This is a genomic window from Chryseobacterium carnipullorum (genome assembly GCF_003815695.1).
GTDB classification, from domain to species: domain Bacteria; phylum Bacteroidota; class Bacteroidia; order Flavobacteriales; family Weeksellaceae; genus Chryseobacterium; species Chryseobacterium carnipullorum.
In genome coordinates, this window is the sequence record NZ_CP033920.1 from 2535220 (window position 1) to 2554468 (window position 19249).

Consider the following 19249-nt stretch of genomic DNA (forward strand, 5'->3'; position numbering starts at 1 on the left):
ATGCTAATTTTCCTGAGAATCTATGTCTTTAAGCTGTTTTAAATTTCGATCCAGTTTTCTGATAATAATTCCATACACAAGTCTGTAATAAAGCCAGATCAGAAGCACACATAATACGGTACTGACAATGATTCCGATAATAACAATGATGAGATTGGAATTGGAAGGCTGTACATTCTGAGAATTTAAAACGTAAAAAATGAAGGCTGTAAATACAAAAGTAAAAGCGACCAGCAAGGCAATACTGATCAGAATAAATGCATTAACCGTTTTCTTGAATTTAATGATTCTTATAATGAGACCTTTGAGATTTTCTTCAATCTTTATTTTTCGGTAATTCTGATAAAACTTCAGAACAAAATAAAACGTGATCAGAAGACTTAAAACTTTAATCGCTAAATAAGCATGATCGAAATTGGTTTCTATTTCAGGAGCTTCCTGAGCTCCAAGCTTTTCTAATATCTTACGGAAACTGTCTGACTCCTCATCCTGAAAGAAATAAAATAATCCCAGAACAGAAAAGAATAAAAACTCTGCCACACTGATCCAGAAAATATATTTCACATAATTGCGCGACTTTTTGTTCAGCATCTGAAGAATTTCGGAGCTGTCATATTTGGGTTGAACAGGTTGTTCCTGCCATGTTTTCTTAAAGCTGTCTAAATCAAAATCAGGCATATTTTTCCATCTGTTCTTTAAGGGTTTTCTTTAATCTGTTCATTTTCACACGCGCATTGACCTCGGTGATCCCAAGGTTTTCTGCAATATCCTTATAAGGCAGGTCGTCAAGGTACATCATTACAATCGCTCTTTCTACATTCGGCAGGGTTTTGATCACGGTATACAGAAGTGAAATCTGCTGCTGCTTGTCATCATCATCTTCCACAAAATCTCTGTGGTTGATATCCAGCTCGTTCGTAGGAAGGCTTTTGCTTTTTTTTCTGAAAAGAGTAATGGCTGTATTCAGGGCTACGCGGTACATCCACGTAGAAATTTTGGAGTTCCCTTTAAAAGAATCGTAGCTTCTCCAAAGCTGTAGTACGATCTCCTGAAACAGGTCCTCTTCATCTTCAAGAGAATTGGTATAGAGACGCGAAACTTTAATAATCAAGCCTTGATTATCTTTAATAAGTTGCGCAAATTCTTTTTCTCTGGAAGTCATAGGTATATAATGGCACGAAGATAATAATAATGCAGTGATTTGTTGATATGATGACAGGATAATTTATTGAGACAATATTTTGATGATTTAACGATGATTTGAGAGTGAGTTAATGAATAAGAAGATTTAATATTTGGTAGGAATACACTTCCCCTCCGTTAGTCAAAAAACTGAAAATAACGATCTTCTTTATCAAAGCCTGAATAACCTTATTGGCAAAGATACATATCACCAAATAATATGTATCTTTGCAACCGCGAGAAAATCGGCTTGTTGATTCCTGCTTCGGCAGGGGTAGGAAAGTCCGGACACCATAGAGCAGCAAAGCGGATAACATCCGTCACCCGTGAGGGTAGGACAAGTGCAACAGAAAGCAAGTACAGTTCGGCTGTAGTGAAACCAGGTAAACTCTTTGCGGTGCAATGATAAGTATATCGGTTCTTTTCAGCAATGGAAATTAGGGGCGGCTCGTCCTGAAAGCCGAGGGGTAATCAGCTCAAGTTTTGCAGCAATGTAAGACGCAGATAAATAACAGGCACTTCTCAGGAAGAACAAAATCCGGCTTATAGATTTTCTCGTGTTTTTTTTATTTAATTGACTTTAAATTAATGATTTAAGCTAAACTTACTCGTTGTCAAGTGTTTTCTTAGCTTCATCAAGCTCCGCCCTTTCCTTTTTTCCCAACTGAGGATATTTGAGACTCATCTTTTCCAGGGTATCGATAATGATCTGTACGGCTGCTACTCTTGCAAACCATTTATTGTCTGCGGGAAGTACATACCAGGGAGCATTATCTTTTGAAGTTTCGTTGATAGCCGTTTCATAAGCTTCCATATATTGCGGGAATAATGCCCTTTCCGGAAGATCGGCTGCAGAAAATTTCCAGTTCTTCTCCTGTTCGTTGATTCTGTCCAGCAGTCTTTTCTTTTGTTCATCTTTGGAGACATTTAAAAATATTTTTACAATCGTAGTTCCGTTTTGGGCAAGATGTTGTTCAAAATTTCTGATACTCTCATATCTGTTTTTCCAGAAAGTATCATCAAAATCCTTCACAGAAGACCATGTCCTTTCGCTGAGGTTATATTCCGGATGAACTTTACATACCAAGACACTTTCATAGTGGGATCTGTTGAAGATACCGATCATTCCTTTCTGGGGAAGAGCAAGGTAATGCCTCCACAAGAAATCGTGGGAGTATTCTTTAGAGGTTGGGGTTTTAAAGCTGGTCACATTACAGCCCTGTGGATTTACACCTCCGAAAACATGCTCGATAAGGCTGTCTTTTCCGGCAGCATCCATCGCCTGAAGAATGACAAGCAGAGACTGGCTGCCGTCAGCATAAAGTTTTTCCTGCAGCTCGCGGAGTTTTTCTTTCTCTTTGATTAATAGCTGCCCTCCTTCCTCCTTGGTGAGCTTTCCTTCATAGGCTGTTGAGCTTTTTTTTATTGAAAATTTTCCCTTTACCAGGAAGTCATCTGAGAAATTGGTGTCCATGTTTTTTATATTTAAGATTAAAAAAATTAAAAAAAATTAAAGATTGCGGGGCTAATACATGAAGAAAAGATCTCTAACTCACCTCTCATTTTAAGTTCCTAAGTGTGATGTCTGATGTCTAAAATCTAACTTCTAGCCTCTAATTTCTAATATCTTATTTAAATGTAATAAAAAAACCGTCTTCATTGAAGACGGTTCCTTTATTTTTTTGAGTAGAGATTACTTTGCGGCGGCTTTTTTTGCAAGTTTAGCTGCTTTTTTTTCAGCTTTAGCTGCTGCTTTCTGCTCTTCGGCTGTTAATGGTTTTGGTTCAGGAGCGCTGGCGTCTACATTACCTTTGATGTAGATAACACTTCTGCTGTTAGCCGGGTCGTTAGAGAAAACTTCAATCATTTTATTGAAAGGTCCGTTAAGAGTAGTATTGTATCCTACTTTTATTTTCGCAGACTTTCCTGGCATGATAGGGTCCTGGCTAAACTCAGGAGTCGTACATCCGCAAGAAGGCTTTACATTGGAAAGGATCAAAGGTTTGTCACCTGTATTGGTTACAGTGAAAAATCTTGTACCGTCTGCACTTGGCTTGATCGTACCATAGTCAAATGTAGTTTTATCAAATGTAATAGTCTGTGCAGATGCCAATGCAAATGTTCCAAATAATGCAATTCCTGCAATTAATTTTTTCATATTCTTGAATGTTAATATGTTTGTTAGATAAATTTTGAGAAACAAAGTTAAAAATTATTTTAATTCATACTTAAAATTTTTTTTCTTTAGACTATTTTTGCAAATTGTAAGCAAAAGAAATAGAATTTTATGCAGATTTCAGAAAAGTACAATCCACAGGAAACTGAACAGAAATGGTACAACTTCTGGATGGAAAACAAATATTTCCATTCCGAACCTAATGAGAAACCACCATATACTGTGGTAATTCCTCCGCCAAACGTAACGGGGATATTACACATGGGGCATATGCTGAACAATACCATTCAAGATGTTCTCGTCCGCCGTGCAAGAATGCAGGGCTTTAATGCCTGCTGGATTCCGGGCACAGATCACGCTTCAATCGCCACTGAAGCCAAAGTTGTTGCTAAACTGAAGTCAGAGGGAATCAGTAAATCTGATATTACCCGCGAAGAATTCTTAAAGCATGCCTGGGATTGGACCGATAAATACGGAGGAACCATCCTCGAGCAGTTAAAAAAGTTGGGTTGCTCTTGTGATTGGGACAGAACACGTTTCACTTTGGAAGACAAAATGTCTCAGCAGGTGATCAAAAGCTTTGTAGATCTATACAATAAAGGATTGATCTACAGAGGCTACAGAATGGTCAACTGGGATCCTGAAGCAAAAACCAATATCTCTGATGAAGAGGTAATATTTAAAGAGCAAAACGGAAAATTATATTTCCTGAAGTATAAAATAGAAGGAACAGAAGAGTTTTTATCTGTTGCGACTACACGTCCTGAGACTATTTTCGGAGATACTGCAGTATGTATCAATCCCAATGACGAAAGATATGCTCATCTGAAAGGGAAGAATGTAATCGTACCGATCGTTGGCAGAGTAATTCCTATCATCGAAGACGAATATGTAGATATTGAATTTGGAACGGGTGCTTTGAAAATCACACCAGCTCACGATATCAATGACTACGAAATCGGGCAGAAACATCAGTTGAAAATGATTGATGCTTTGGATGACGATGGAAATCTTAACGAGCATGGTTTGCATTATGCAGGTAAGAATAGATTTGATGTAAGAAAGCAGATTGCAAAAGAATTAGAGGAAAATGATCTTTTGTTGAAAGCAGAAGACTATGTAAATAAAGTAGGAACATCAGAAAGAACAGGCGCTGTTATTGAGCCTAAAGTTTCAGTTCAGTGGTTCCTGAAAATGTCTGAAATTGCTAAGCCCGCTTTGGATGTAGTAATGGATGATGAGGTTAAATTTTATCCTGAAAAGTTTAAAAATACCTACAAACACTGGATGGAAAACATCCGTGACTGGAACATTTCCCGTCAGCTTTGGTGGGGACAGCAGATTCCTGCATTTTATTATGGAGACGGAGAAAATGATTTTGTAGTTGCAGAAAATGTAGAAGATGCTCTAGCTTTAGCCAAAGAAAAAACAGGAAACCCGGATCTCGGAACATCAGATCTAAAACAAGACGAAGATGCTCTTGACACCTGGTTCTCATCTTGGTTGTGGCCAATGTCTGTTTTCGATGGATTACTTGATCCTGAAAATAAAGATATCAATTATTATTATCCGACATCAGATTTGGTAACAGGTCCGGATATTATTTTCTTCTGGGTAGCCAGAATGATCATGGCCGGATTGGAATACAGAAAAGAGGTTCCATTCAAAAATGTTTATTTTACAGGTATTGTAAGAGATAAGCAAAGAAGAAAAATGTCTAAGCAATTAGGCAACTCACCCGATCCTTTAGATCTGATTTCTAAATATGGGGCAGATGGCGTTCGTGTAGGAAGTCTTTTAAGTGCACCCGCAGGAAATGATTTATTATTTGATGAAGACCTGATGGTTCAGGGAAGAAATTTCATGACGAAAATCTGGAGTGCTTTCCGTTTGATCAACATGTGGAAACATGAAGACAAACCATTGAATGATGCAGATAAACAAGCCATTGAATGGTTTGAAAATAAATTAAATAAAACCATTGCAGAAATTGACCAGCAGTTTGAGAAATTCAGAATCTCTGATGCTCTTCATTTAATTTATAAATTGATTTGGGATGATTTTTGTGGTTGGTACCTTGAAGCCATCAAACCTAATTATGGAGAAGGAGTTTCCAAGGAAGTTTATGACAGAACCGTTATTTTCTTTGAAGATCTGATGAAACTTCTGCATCCGTTTATGCCTTTCCAATCCGAAGAAATCTGGCAGTTAATTTCTGAAAGAAATACCGATGAAGCTTTGGTTATTGCCCAGCAGAAAAAAGCTGAAGCATTTAACGAAGAGATGATCAAAAACTTTGAAACTGCTGAAGAGATTATTTCAGGAATAAGAAATTACCGTCAGACAAAAGGAATTTCTCCCAGAGAAGCGGTGGAGGTGTATACCGGTGCTTCAGGTTTTGAAAATGAAGCCGTGATCAGAAAATTAGCCAATGTTGCAGACATTCATTTTGGTGAAAAAACAGATAAGCCAAGCTTTACGTTTCTGGTAGGAGCGACTGAAGTTTCTATTCCGTTGAGTGAGAATTTAGATTTAGGAGAAGAAAAAAAGAAGACAGAAGAAGAATTAGCTTATTTAAAAGGATTCCTTATTTCTGTTGACAAGAAACTCTCCAATGAAAAATTTGTAGCCAATGCCAAACCTGAGATTGTAGAAGTTGAGCGACAGAAACAGAAAGATGCTCAGGATAAAATTGTTATCTTAGAAGAAAAGCTGAAGAGTTTGTAAATTTAAAAGATAGACAGTAAGTTTGTCGGAATGTCAGGCTGAGCGGAGTCGAAGTCTGTAATCTTGAAACAAAGCAATATTTTGTATATATTTTAAAATGTTTCGACAGCACTTATTATACAGGAGTTACCAACGATATTGAAACTCGATTGTCTCAATATCAGTCCGGAAAATTTCCTGAAAGCTATACCCACAAAAGAAGACCGGTTAAGCTAGTCTTCTTTTGTGAATTTAATGATATAACGCAGACTATTTTATTTGAAAAACAAGTAAAAGGCTGGAGTAGAAAGTAGAAAGAAGCAGTTATCCATGATAATTGGGAAAAGTTAAAAGAATTATCTGTTTGTCAAAATCAAAGTCATTCGGATAATTCTGAAGAAAAGAACGAAGGTTTCGACTCCGTTCAGCCTGACAGTTTAAATAATTAAGAATAAATGACACACCTAGAAAACATAAAAAAGCTATTCTCAAAGAACTTCGTAGAAAGCCCTTTATTGGAAAGCTTTGAAGTTGGGAAAATCTACCTTTCAAGCGGAAAGCTGGTCGCCTGTGATCCGGTGATCACCAACGATATGAAGCCTTTCACTACAGAATTTCCGAAAGGGGATTTTTCTGTTTTGCTGCATAAAGAAAGAGAAAGCAACTGTGTAGCCTATGCAGAAATTATTTTCAGCAATGCCGCGATCTCGGAATGGGAAATGGCAGTTACTGAAGGGCAAAATGTAAAAGATCTTGCTGATGAGGAAATTTTCGGATATCCTGTAGAAAGTGGAATGGGATGTCTTATGGATGCAGATACCCAAAATAGTCTTAACGAACTTGAGAATAGACTGTACCACAGTAAAGGGGCAGATTTCATGGGAATCTATGAAGAGTTTTTCCATGAGTACTTCTTTGACGAAAAAGGAGCTATCGATCAGTACGCATTCCTGAAGCCTGCGGATGAGCATCCGGGAACTATTTTCGCGTTTGAAACAGGATATGGTGAAGGTTTTTATGCCAGCTATATAGCCTATGATAAAGATCACAAGCCTGTGAAGATAATTACTGAATTTATTGAGATAAGTTAATTAATTTAGTTATTTTTGAAACTTAGTTTTCTGAATAGATTATATTAAACTAACATAAAAACACCAATGAACTTCTCATCAGAACAACCCAAAATTATTGTTGTAGGCAGCTCTTCTATAGATCTGGTTTTAGAAACAGAAAAAATTCCTCAGCAGAACGAAACTGTTTTAGCTGTTCATTCAGACAGTTACTTTGGCGGTAAAGGGGCCAATCAGGCGGTAGGAACGGCAAGGCTAGGAGCCAGTGTCTATTTTATCGGATGTGTAGGAATGGACCCTCTTGGACAACAGATCATGCGTAATCTCGTAGGTGAAAACGTAAATGTAGGCTTTGTTCATGAGACGGATATGGAATCCACGGGGACAGCCTATGTGACCACCAGCCATGGCAGTGCAGCTATTGTAGTGGTACCTGCAGCGAATAAATGTTTGAGTATCCAGCATATAGAAGAAGCAGATCGGTATTTCCAAACGGTAGACCTTATTTTGGTACAGCTTGAAGTGGCAATGGAAGTGGTAGAATATACCATTAGAAAAGCCAAGAAATACGGTAAAAAAGTAGGACTCTACGCTTCACCTGCCATGAAGATCAGTGAAGGAATTATCGAAAATGTCGATTTTATTGTTGCTAAAAGCAGTGAACTTCATACTGTTTTCGGAGAAGAGCAGAGAGAGGAAATTCTTAAAAAATATTTCAATAAAGTTTTTGTCAGAGATGATACTAATTCAACGATATATTTTGACGGAACCGAAATGAAATACTTCAGAAACGACAAAGATGAAACCGTTTATAAAATGGGAATGGGCGATGCATTTATTTCAGGATTTGCTGTTGCACTCTGTCATGGAAATACCATCGAAGATTGTGTGAAATTCGGGAATGAGGTTTCTTCAAGGGTTTCAGGCGGGAAAGGTTCACAGACCGGACTTCCAAGAATGTCGGATTTCTTTTCCTAAAACTATTTGTCACATATCGAAAGTTAGAAACTTAACATAAAAATATAAGTAAAATCTCCACTTTTATAGTGGATTTTTTCTTTTTATCTATGGAAAAACTGGAACTTATTACAAAAGATCAGGTGTCACTGGCAGTTCATCTTTTCAGACCTGAAAAAAGCAATGGGAAACTTCTCCTGATCAATTCCGCAACGGGAGTGAAACAGCAGGTGTATTTCTCATTTGCCCGTTTCTTTTCGGAACATGGATTTACGGTGATTGCTTATGATTACAGAGGAATCGGGCTGTCAAAACCGGATAATATGAAAGGCTTTAGAGCTTCAATGCGGATTTGGGGTTCTGAAGACTACAAAACCATAACCCAATATATTAAAGCAGAGTTTTCAGGATATAAAAAATATTGTCTTGGACATTCTGTAGGAGCATTGATCCTTGGAATGAATGAAGATTCCGAAATGTTTGACGAATTTATTTTTGTGGGAACTCAAAATGCGTTCGTGGGAAACCTTAAATTCAGCACGAGAATTGAAGCTTATCTCGGATTTGGAATTGTTCAGCCCTTAACTACCGGATTATTAGGGTATTTTCCAGCCAATTGGTTTGGGCTTGGAGAAAGTCTTCCAAAAAATTGCGCATATGACTGGAGAACCTTAATTTTAAACAGGAAATCTACCAACAGATTGTTGGAGAAAATGGAGGACTATTCTAAAAATTTGACCCAGAAAGTCTTTGTGATCCGGGCGGAAGATGATGCATGGCTTACTGAAAAAGGGGTACTAAGCCTTTTGAACAATACCTATCCAAATCTAAGACCTTCCTACAGACTGGTGAAAACCGCTGAATCTGATAAAAAAGAAATCGGACACATCAATTTTTTTAGAAGTTATAATAAAAAACTCTGGAATATTATTTTAAACGAATTGACAACTCAATGAAAAGTACGATCGAAAACACCGTAGAATTTGTAAAAGGAAAACTGGAAGGCGCTGAAGCAGGACATGACTGGTACCATATTGAAAGAGTATGGAAGCTTTCAAAAAAAATTGCCGTAACTGAAGATTGTAACCTGGAGGTTGTAGAACTATCTGCAATGTTGCATGATATTGCAGACCCCAAGTTTCATAATGGTGACGAAACAATAGCTCCCAAAATAGCACGAGAATTTCTCGAGGCACAGCACGTTCATGAAGACGTTATAGAAAAGGTTTTATTTATTATTAAAAATATTTCATTTAAGAATAGAGGAGAGGTTCCCGCTGAACTTCCTGTTGAGCTTAAAATCGTGCAGGATGCTGACCGTATCGATGCTATCGGTGCCATTGGAATAGGAAGAACATTCAATTTCGGAGGTTTTAAAAATAATCCGATGTATGATCCTGAAATCCAGCCAAGTCTGAATATGACGAAAGATCAGTATAAAAAATCTAATGGAACCACCATTAATCATTTCTACGAAAAACTTCTTCTTTTGAAGGATCTTATGAATACCACAAAAGGAAAGGAGCTGGCTCAGGAAAGACATGATTATATGCTGGGATTCCTGGATCAGTTTTTCAAAGAATGGAATGTTGATTAACACACTTCCCGAAAAATCTTAAATCAGTATCTTTGCAGTATGGTATTTATCATTTTTCTTATCTTCTGGGCTTGTGTGCTTTCTCTGGTTTTGTCTAAAGTAAAATCAGCAAGATTGGCAAAATGGGCAAAACTGTTCCGTATACTTACGGTAGTTTTTTCTATATCTACATTTACATACTGGTTTATCAAAAAAAGCTCGGTAGGTTTTGTGGATAATTCAGTTGGTCTTCAGGTTGTCAATAAACTTCCTCAAACGCTGGATTTTTACCTTATTAAAGTGGATAGTGCCAAAAACGGAAATCTTGAGCCCAAGCATATGGGAAAAATACGTCCGGAATATTACAGGGTAGAATATCTTAAAATGGATAAGTCCGATGAATACTGGATTATAGGATATCTGGGTAAGAAAAATATGGTTTATTTCTCCCAGCATGCAGTCCCTAATAAGAATATTGACCAGATTGTAGAAGTACAGAACTATATCAATCAGAGTGTAAAACTTTCCGACGCTGCTAAAAAAGAGGTAGATGCCTATAATTACGAAAATACAAAGCTCGGAATTTGGGTATCCTTGGATTTTTTACTTCTTTTCCTGAACCTTGTGCTTCTTTTGAGAAAAAATAAACAATAAGTAGTGAGCAATAAGTAGCAATTCTTTAGGTCGTACTACTTATCGCTCATTACCTATTTATTATGGATAATCCAGAATTTGCATGATCTGCTCCTTAAATTCTTCAGGACAGCTTTTGATCAATTTATCTTTATTCTGTTTACTGATCTGGTGAGGTTCCAGCCATTCCGTACGGTTGGCACTAAGGCTGTGGTTATCGTAGACCCTTTTGATGGTATGATCTTCGTAAAATGTATATTCGTCGCCGAGCCAGTTGCTCGCAATGCTGATCGTGCAAATTTCTTTTTCCATGACATTTTGTATTTTAGAAAGTAGACCTCCATTATATCAATGGCAGTACATTCTAAGTTACTACAATTTTTCCATTAAAACAGCTTTTGACGCAGCTTTTTGAAAATCAGGCTGAAAGATGCACTTTTTGTACATCAATTAGAATAAAGTTCCATTGTTGTCAGAAGCCATTTGCGGAATATGAATATCCGTTTTCCACGCCTCATTCATTTTTTTTATGAAATAAGCAGATAATAATGGAGATGCTTTTTCAAGGTTCTGATGTACAAAGAAATAGATGTTCTGAACCCCTTCTTTTTTCCATTGGGTAAGATGTTTCAACCAGTCGTCCAGTCTTTCATAGTCACTTTCGGCATTGGCACCTACATACCGGATAAAAGCATTGGGAGTCGTAAGACGCATATGAAGCATATCTCTCCTGCCCGCAGTATCCACAATGATGTTGGTGATGTCATGAGCTTCAAAAAGGTCGCAGGTGGTATTGAAAATTTCTTCATCAGTAAACCATTCCGTGTTTCGGAGTTCTATGGCCAGAGGAACTTCTTTGGGCCAGTCTTTCACAAATTTCTCCAGTCTGTCATAATCTTTAGGTTTAAAATTATCATGGAGCTGCAGAAAAGCCATACCCAGTTTTTCATCAAAATTCATAATGGCTGATGCAAATTGGGTCACCGGTTCGGTAACGTCAATCAGTCTTCTGAAGTGAGAAACTGTATTGGTTATTTTAGGGAAAAATTTAAAATTTTCCGGGGTTTTATCTTTCCAGACTGCTACCTGTTCAGGAGTAGGCATCCCATAGAAAGTGGCGTTTAGTTCAATAGAATTAAACTGGGTACCATAATAGGTCAGTTCGTCTTTAGTTCCTTTGGGATAAAATCCTTTGAGATCGGTTTTATTCCATTTAGCACATCCTATGGAAATATTTTCCAGTCCTTTTTTATTTTGATTTAAAATTTCCTTGGTTCTGGGATGATCTTTAGGAAGTGTAAAATCTATTTTTGAAGGGTCTTCTACTTGTCCGAATTTCATATCTGATATTTTTAGGATTAAACTAGGGTAACAAATATAAAACAAAAACCATAGAATCATCTATGGTTTTCATTCAAACTGGTGCGGAAAAACAGACTATTCTTTGATTATTTTCTTAGAAATTTCTGTCGTATCGGTTTTAATTTTTACGGTGTAAGTTCCGGTAGGTTGTGCCGAAAGATTGATTTTGGTCACTTCATTATTCAAATGCTGATTGAAAATGATTCTTCCCTGGGCATCAAAAATAGTTACATTTTTAATACTTTCTTCCGAGTTTATCGTAACAAAATCTTTTACAGGATTCGGTGCTATTTTAATTGCATTCTTTCTGATTTTTGAACTGGCAGTGGTTAAAAAACTTCCGCAACTGGTCGTAAAAGTGATATCCGGATATAGATTTTGAAGATCATTAAGTTGAGCATCATCTACACACATCGACAGGTTACTGTTATAATTCATAAAATCAATCCCTTCTTCAATAGAGCCGTTTCTTATATTAGCAAAAGTAAGATTAGGCATATTCCACAGCGCTATGAATTGAAGAGTAGGAGAATTTGAAAAATTCAGTTCGGTAATTTGTGGGCAGTTATTAAAATTAGCATTGACTAAATTGATATTGGCTGAAGTGTTTAAGCTTGATAATAAAGGTAAATTGATTACCGACAAATCTTCCAGATTGATGTTATGGGAAACATTTACAGCGGGAAGTAAATCATTTTGATTCAGTTCCAGTGACTTTAAAGCAATACAATCTGTAATATTTAAAGCATTTATTTGGGTATTGTTTACCACCAGTTCTTTAAGCCCCGTGCATTGATTCAAATTAATGGTGTGCAGTTCAGTGAATATTCCATTGCTGTTAGCTACATAAAAACCCATTGCTAATCTTTCGAGACTTACGCAGTTTTGGAGATCCAATTCTTGTAGATGATGATTATTTTTAAAAATCAAATTGGTTAAAGCCGTACAGTTTTTAGCCGTAATTTTTTGAAGGTCATCATTGCCCTGAGTATTCAAAGTTTCAGATCGATCCGTTTTCAAAGTATGTAAATGGGAAAGATTATTTACATTGAACCAATTCATGTAACCTGCAGAATTTGTAAAGTCAATACTTTCCAGATAAGATGCTGCACTAAAATTGACATTATTCGTGATTTTCTGATTAAAGACTTTTAATATTTTAAGCTTTGGCAAGCCGGCCAGATTCAGAGAAGATACATTTCCAAAGTAAATTCCTGAAGTTGTATGATATCCATCCCTATTGTAATAAGCACAGTCGAGTTCCTCAAGATTTACCAATCCTGTTGTTGAGAAATCAATGGTTGGTGTATTGAGCCCTTTGATTTTTTTGAGATTGATTGATCCATTAAGATTAACAGATGAAAAATAAGCACCATTGGTATCATAATGATCTGTATCAGCAATAATCTCCTGTAAATTAGTGCAATGATCAGCAATCAGTTCAATATTTTGGTTAATAGTGGTTCCTACAGAGTGTGGCAATCCTGTAACAGAAATTTTGGTTAAAGTATTTGAGTTTGGAACCGAAATTTTGTCTAAAAATTGACAGGAATTGAACGTCAGGGTGGTGATATTCGAATTCTCAAGATACAGTTCTTTAATGTTTTTAGAGTTGATGATTGTATTTCCGGTAAGTTGCGGACAATTTTTGAATCTCAGGATGGTACTAATAGGGGTATTCAGATTAATATCACTGGCAAACTGATTGATATCCTGCACCGCTGAACAACTATCAAAGGAAAAGTCGATGGGAACTGTATGGGAGATTCCGGAAGCGTCTGTAAAACCACCTGTTCCGGTATACAGTACTTTTTTGATTGTATTATGACCCGTAAAACTAATGACTGCAGACCGGGTATGGTAAATATACAGTTCTTCCATATCGGAGAAAAGTTGTGCATCTTCAATGGAGTTGGGGAGATCGCTGTAAGTAACGGTTCCACTTTTTTGAAGATTTAGAATTTTCACCTGCTGAGCTTCCGAAGCCTGGATTTCTCCGTCACCATTGGTATCTACAGCAATAGAGTTTCCGCTGCTGTTTTTGGCAATGTTATTGGCTGTACTGGAGCTTAGAATTAAAGCTTTAAACTGTGCGTCTGCAAAATTTAAATTTTGAGCGTAAGCCATAGAGAAACAGCCTACAGAGAGGATGAGAATAAATTTTTTCATTTTTTTGTGTGTATTATGTTTTATAATTCTAATCAGGGGGAATTAAAATCAATCGTACAAAAATAATCTTTTTTTTGAATTTCATTCTAAATTTTTTGTATCGTTTATGTTTTAAATTTAATCAGCATGATAAAGAGATACATTGAAAGATCATCTGTCTTGCTTTATCATTATACTTTCTTGCTAATTGCTGATTTCAAAATAAAAAAAAGCTCTTCTCAAAAATATTGATCCCCGGAAATTGATTGCTTTTTATCCTTGTTCATGTTTCGTTCATACAAGCCTAAAATGTCAGATATCAATACTATCCTTGTTTTCATTTACTTAATAGGCTTTGAAATCAGATCATATTGTGAGGCTATTAATTTTTTTTTAAGGAAATCGTAAACTTTGTGTTACATAATGTTAATTGTATGTTACCATCCTTCATGTTCAGGGAATCTAATTTTGCCCTGTCAACTAAGAAGAAAAAAATATGAAAAAAAAACTGATCTGTGCTTTTGCTTTACTATCCTTTGGATTTGCATTCTCACAGGAAACGACCTCTAAAATTTTTGGAAGGCTAAAAGGAGTCAATTCTGAACTGACGGTAAAAGTGGTTCATGTTCCCACCAATACTGCATTTGAGACCAAAAGTAATGCGAAGGGGCAGTTTAGTTTAGATAATCTTCAGCCGGGTGGTCCTTACCGCATTGAGATTTCCGATGGATCGCAAATCGTCTACACGAATACCAACCTGCAGCTGTCTCTTGGAAATAATGACCTTCCCATTGTGGAGATTGGGGCTGGTGAAAAGACCATTGATGAAGTCAGGATCACCTCTAAGAGAACCACTGTTAAAAATGGTGTAGGAATCAGCCAGGCTCAGATTTCAGGTCTCCCCAATATCAACAGAGGCATTCAGGATGTAACGAAATTGGTGCCGCAAAGTGCCAATAACTCTTTTAACGGAACAAACTTCAGATATAATAACGTTACAATAGACGGATCTGTTAATAATGATGCGATCGGCTTCAGTCCTTCTTTGGGTGGGCAGACCGGTACTTCAGGAATGCCGGGAAGCAGTACACGCTCCAATTCTATAAGTCTGGATGCTATTCAGGATGTTCAGGTCTATATCGCTCCGTATGATGTGAAGCTTGGAAACTTTCTGGGAGGAAGTATTAATGCGGTGACCAGAAGCGGAAGTAATGATGTAACAGGGTCCATCTACGCGTACGGAAGAAATGCCGCTATTACCGGAAACAACAGGATCGGAGATCATTCAAAAATGCCGAAAGCTTTTGAAGACGTTATCTATGGCGGAAGGATAGGATTGCCTGTCGTAAAAGACAAAGTATTTTTATTCTCAAATCTTGAATACACGAAAAGAAGAGATCCGGTATTCTATAATGCGAATGATCCCAACGCATTGGTGAATGATGCCGTAGCTCAGCAGATTTCAGATTTTGTACGGAATAAATATGGCTTTAATGCAGGAAGCTTCGACGGATACAATAATTTTTCAGAAAGTGCCAAGCTTTTTAATAAACTGGACTGGAAAATCAATGATCAACACACATTATCCATTAAAAATAATACCGTATTCTCACAGGCATCGAATCTTGAAAGAGATGGAGCGAATTTCAGGTTTGCCAGTATGGATTTTATCCAGAAAAATACGTCTTCCTCAACTACTTTGGAATTGAAGAGCCGTTTTAATGATCAATGGAATAATAATTTAGTATTGGGCTATTCTTCTATTCATGATTACAGAGATCCTACTTCCAGCAATGCCATGTTTCCACAAGTGGAAATAGCTTATAACGGAGGAACTATTTTATTGGGAAATGACAGGGAAGCTACCGTTTTTAATATGAAACAGAAAACTTTTGAGATCACGGATAACCTGACCTATAAAACAGGAAATCACACATTCTTGTTAGGAACACACAATGAATTGTATAATATTGACTATGGTTTTGTCAATGCTCTTAATGGGAGGATTTCGTATAAAAGCTTAGCCGATTTTTATAATTCTAATCCGTCGAGGATAAGAGGAACCTATCCGTTTAATGGTGAAAACAGACAGACGATTTTCGATAATCCCTATGCTCAGTATAAGGTGAATCTTCTCTCACTGTATTTTCAGGATGAGATCAATTTAGGAAGGTTAAGACTATCTCCGGGCGTAAGAGTAGATTATACGGATCTTCCCAATAAACCTGTTTTAAGTCCGCAGGTACAAAATTCTCCTATGGATCCTAATTATGGAAACACCTATACTTATACGCCACTTAGCCAATTAAACAACGACTATCTTACCAAGCCGACCATTTCTCCAAGATTAGGATTTACCTGGGATGTCACAGAAGACAGATCTGTAGTCGTAAGAGGAGGTTCGGGAATATTTGTCGGCAGAATTCCTTTTGCGTGGCTGGGGTATGCTTATTACAATGACGGAGTAGGTTTCGGAAGTTATGATTACAATGCGCCTACCGCTGCACAGCTTGCGGCCAATGGAGATCCTTTGGTAAGTGGTAATTTTCCGAAATGGCAGAACTCTTCCAAAGTACAGGTAGATCTTATCGATAACAATTTTAAAATGCCTAAAGTATGGAGAAGTTCTTTAGCCTTCGATTATACATTCGCCGGATATAAACTTACCCTGGAAGGAATCTATACGAAAGTACTTTATGATCTGAAATTCCAGCAGGTGAACAAAACAGATAATGTAACGTATTACAGCTATGATACAAATCATGAAATGCCTGTTTATACGACCAATATCAACAGTAACTTTTCCAATGCCTACCTTTTATCCAATACCAGGGAAGGTTACCGATATAACCTGACGGCACAGATTTCCAAATCCTATAATTTCGGGTTCAATTTCTTCGTTGCTTATACTTATGGTGATGCAAAAGATATTACCAACGGAATCCGAAACTCAATGGAAAGTAACTGGCAGATGAACCAGTCTCTGACGCCGAATGATCCTAAGCTTACCACCTCCAATTTTGCAATTAAAAACAGAGTGGTGGCCAATCTGGGATATGGCTTCGATATTTCCAAATCGAACAGATTATCGGCTAATGTGTATTTTAATGCACAGTCTGGAAATCCTTTCTCATGGGGATTTGTCAACAGTACGATTGCCAATACAGGACAGGCTGCAGGACTTTCCTATATCTTTAAAGATGCAGCAGAAGCCGCAAAATATATTGTTCCGATAAAAGATGCTTCCGGAAATGTGCTGGTAACTGCCCAACAGCAGATTGCAGATTATGAAAGTTTTGTCAGTGGTAATAAATATTTAAATACCAGAAGAGGCAAGTTTACGGAAAGAAACGGAGATTTTACACCGTGGAATATTCAGGCTGATTTCAAAATTATGGATGAGATCAGGTTGAGTGAAAAGTCTAAGAATAATATCCAGATCTCATTAAGTATCATCAACCTTACCAATATGCTGAATAAAAACTGGGGTAAAGTTTATTTTGTCCCCAATACTTTTAATTCTACTGCAAGCGTTGGGCTTACAAAGGTAGGAAACGTAGCTGCTGGTCAGCCATCTGCCGGTGATCCTACCTATAACTTTAAAACCCCGGGACTGCCTTATACAGTTGATCAGTTTGCCTCCAGATTCCAGGCGCAGCTCGGAGTGCGGTATAACTTTTAATAACTAGTCTTTCATTTTTTACTTATAATTTTTTCAGCAGCCCGGATTTTTTTGTCCGGGCTGTTTTTGTGATGGACTTGATTTAAAATAAACAGACAATCGGACTTATTTTTTCTTTTACAGGACACAACAAAAACCATAGAAAGCTCTATGGTTTTTTATTATTCAATTTGTTTTGCTGTTTTATTTTACGTCCTGCGTTACCATTATGTTGGAAATCACTGAATAGATACAGCCTGACGTTTTTAAATTTACGGTGATCGTTGCCGGAACAGACCGGTAAGCGGTGTCACCATACGGTTCAATGATCTTTCCGTTGGAATCCTTTACCGTTCTTCCCTTTACCGTATACGTCATAGTGGCCGTTCCTGTAAATCCACTTGAAGGATTGAATGTTACAATGCCAGTTGATTTATTGTAAGACCATGTTCCTTGTGGAGTCACTTTTTTACGATAAAGTGTAAGATCTGTGTCACTGGTTTTTGTAAAACTGAACGTAGAGTAGTCGATATTCGCATTACTTGCAGTTGGAGGAGTAGCAATGCTAATCGCCCCTTTATAGGCTATATCATTATTAAAAACAGGAATAGTGACCGGCTGAAATTTACAGGTAGAAGTCACATCGTCATTAGTTACTGCCGCATAGGGAAGGGTTAGTTTCACATTTCTGATGATATGTTGTTGAAATGCAGCTCCTGTAGCTGCTGCAAAACCCAGTTTTAAAACAGCCGGCACCGTGGCATTCAGAGTTTGGGAAGTTGCAGCTCCTTCAACATCTGAGGTGTCAAAGTCGGTTGTCTGTGGGTTGGCATTTTCAGTATAAGGCACTGAGGTTTTATAATGATAATAATTGATGACATTAACCGGTGTTCCGCCCTGTGTCGTCTGGATATCCACCTTGATATCAAATCCGTCAGTGACCGTAGGACTTGTAAAATGAGGAATCAGGTCAAGATATACCTTTCTGAATTCTCCTGCATTATTCCGAAGATCAAATACTGAAGAAAGGGTGTTGGTCGTTGCCTGATAACTTCTGTCACTCTGTAGAATCCTGCCTACTGTTCCTGAATTGCTCAGGGTAGAGCGGGTTACCAGAACAGGATATCCTGTAAATCCTGCTCCTAATCCTGTTGTATTGATAGCGGCTCCTCTTGCTCCTCTTAAAGAAATATGACTTGAAGCCTGGCTCCAGGTTACTCCTGTAATACCATTCATTCTGGATTCACCCTGAAAACGTTTAGACTTGAAATTTCCAAATTCATCCAGAGCAATCCCTAAGTAGGCCCCTGATAAACCAGCTTTTCTTTGGCTGGCGTAGGTGTCCTTTGTTCTGTTGTAAGAATATCCGATGCCGGCACCAGGTGCTCCTATGGTAGGGCTTGTTACCGCTCCGTCATAAAGAAAGAAAGATAAACCATCTCCGTATACTCCGGTTAAAGGAGTTCCGTTTTTCATATCATATTCAAATTCAACATGAAGTCCGTTGACAGATGTGAAAGTTCTTCCGTTGATAAACAATCCTCCAAACTGCCCTGAACTTGCGGGAGTAAGCTGTACCCCGGTAGCAGTGTGTGATGCATTTCCCTGTATGGTAAGTTCTGGTGCTGAAGACGCATTCATCAGCGAACTTGAGTAGGCATAAAATCCGTAAATACTTGCCACTTCGGTACTGTCTGCCTGTGCATACAGTAAATTAGTAAGCAGTGCGAAAACCAGGCTCATCAAAGACAGCCCTTTATAATTCTTTTTCATGGCTG

16 protein-coding genes and 1 other RNA gene are annotated in these 19249 nt (G+C 37.6%); 9 read left to right on the forward strand and 8 right to left on the reverse strand.

What is annotated here, in order from left to right; translation table 11 throughout:
- Positions 1-3: 3 nt before the first annotated feature.
- Both EG346_RS11600 and EG346_RS11605 read right to left on the reverse strand, forming a co-directional pair.
- Entirely contained in the window at positions 4-678 is a 675-nt protein-coding gene (locus EG346_RS11600; RefSeq protein ID WP_123878782.1) for a DUF8845 family protein, read from the reverse strand.
- Positions 671-1162, reverse strand: coding sequence for an RNA polymerase sigma factor (locus EG346_RS11605; RefSeq protein WP_034729370.1), 492 nt, complete (start codon positions 1160-1162; stop codon positions 671-673). The genes EG346_RS11600 and EG346_RS11605 overlap by 8 nt, the downstream gene beginning before the upstream one ends.
- 257 nt (positions 1163-1419) lie before the next feature.
- Here EG346_RS11605 and rnpB point away from each other — a divergent pair.
- An RNA gene (gene rnpB, locus EG346_RS11610) (RNase P RNA component class A) lies at positions 1420-1744 on the forward strand.
- Between the two features lie 42 nt (positions 1745-1786).
- Here rnpB and EG346_RS11615 read toward each other — a convergent pair.
- Both EG346_RS11615 and EG346_RS11620 read right to left on the reverse strand, forming a co-directional pair.
- Positions 1787-2656, reverse strand: coding sequence for a polyphosphate kinase 2 family protein (locus EG346_RS11615; RefSeq protein ID WP_123878784.1), 870 nt, complete (start codon positions 2654-2656; stop codon positions 1787-1789).
- A gap of 219 nt (positions 2657-2875) precedes the next feature.
- Complete coding sequence (locus tag EG346_RS11620) at positions 2876-3340, reverse strand: DUF1573 domain-containing protein (RefSeq protein ID WP_034729320.1); 465 nt, start codon at positions 3338-3340, stop codon at positions 2876-2878.
- A 129-nt stretch (positions 3341-3469) separates the two neighbouring features.
- Between EG346_RS11620 and EG346_RS11625 the strand changes: the two genes are divergently transcribed.
- The 7 genes from EG346_RS11625 (at position 3470) to EG346_RS11655 (ending at position 10321) form a co-directional block, all read left to right on the forward strand.
- Positions 3470-6085, forward strand: coding sequence for a valine--tRNA ligase (locus EG346_RS11625; protein WP_123878786.1), 2616 nt, complete (start codon positions 3470-3472; stop codon positions 6083-6085).
- A 38-nt stretch (positions 6086-6123) separates the two neighbouring features.
- Positions 6124-6378, forward strand: a complete 255-nt coding sequence (locus tag EG346_RS11630) for a GIY-YIG nuclease family protein (RefSeq protein ID WP_123882648.1) — start codon at positions 6124-6126, stop codon at positions 6376-6378.
- Between the two features lie 141 nt (positions 6379-6519).
- Positions 6520-7155, forward strand: coding sequence for a DUF4241 domain-containing protein (locus EG346_RS11635; RefSeq protein ID WP_073335124.1), 636 nt, complete (start codon positions 6520-6522; stop codon positions 7153-7155).
- 66 nt (positions 7156-7221) lie between these two features.
- A complete protein-coding gene (locus EG346_RS11640) occupies positions 7222-8112 on the forward strand; it encodes a ribokinase (RefSeq protein ID WP_073335123.1) in 891 nt (296 codons plus the stop codon).
- An 89-nt stretch (positions 8113-8201) separates the two neighbouring features.
- Positions 8202-9047 (forward strand): alpha/beta hydrolase family protein, encoded by an 846-nt coding sequence (locus tag EG346_RS11645; RefSeq protein ID WP_123878788.1) that lies wholly within the window; start codon positions 8202-8204, stop codon positions 9045-9047.
- Positions 9044-9688 (forward strand): HD domain-containing protein, encoded by a 645-nt coding sequence (locus EG346_RS11650; RefSeq protein ID WP_123878790.1) that lies wholly within the window; start codon positions 9044-9046, stop codon positions 9686-9688. The genes EG346_RS11645 and EG346_RS11650 overlap by 4 nt, the downstream gene beginning before the upstream one ends.
- A 39-nt stretch (positions 9689-9727) precedes the next feature.
- Positions 9728-10321: a hypothetical protein gene (locus EG346_RS11655; RefSeq protein ID WP_123878792.1), complete on the forward strand. Its 594-nt coding sequence runs from the start codon at positions 9728-9730 to the stop codon at positions 10319-10321.
- A gap of 60 nt (positions 10322-10381) precedes the next feature.
- Here EG346_RS11655 and EG346_RS11660 read toward each other — a convergent pair whose 3' ends face one another.
- The 3 genes from EG346_RS11660 to EG346_RS11670 all read right to left on the reverse strand — a co-directional run bounded on the left by EG346_RS11660 (position 10382) and on the right by EG346_RS11670 (position 13831).
- The gene (locus tag EG346_RS11660; RefSeq protein ID WP_073335120.1) at positions 10382-10612 is read right to left on the reverse strand and encodes a hypothetical protein; all 231 of its coding nucleotides are present in this window, start codon (positions 10610-10612) and stop codon (positions 10382-10384) included.
- Between the two features lie 138 nt (positions 10613-10750).
- Entirely contained in the window at positions 10751-11641 is an 891-nt protein-coding gene (locus EG346_RS11665; RefSeq protein WP_073335119.1) for a DUF72 domain-containing protein, read from the reverse strand.
- Between the two features lie 96 nt (positions 11642-11737).
- A complete protein-coding gene (locus EG346_RS11670; protein ID WP_123878794.1) occupies positions 11738-13831 on the reverse strand; it encodes a T9SS type A sorting domain-containing protein in 2094 nt (697 codons plus the stop codon).
- Between the two features lie 475 nt (positions 13832-14306).
- Between EG346_RS11670 and EG346_RS11675 the strand changes: the two genes are divergently transcribed.
- Positions 14307-17492, forward strand: a complete 3186-nt coding sequence (locus EG346_RS11675) for a TonB-dependent receptor (RefSeq protein ID WP_123878796.1) — start codon at positions 14307-14309, stop codon at positions 17490-17492.
- A 183-nt stretch (positions 17493-17675) separates the two neighbouring features.
- On the opposite strand, the gene EG346_RS11680 is transcribed toward EG346_RS11675, so the two are convergent.
- Complete coding sequence (locus EG346_RS11680) at positions 17676-19244, reverse strand: hypothetical protein (RefSeq protein ID WP_123878798.1); 1569 nt, start codon at positions 19242-19244, stop codon at positions 17676-17678.
- Between the last annotated feature and the right edge of the window lie 5 nt (positions 19245-19249).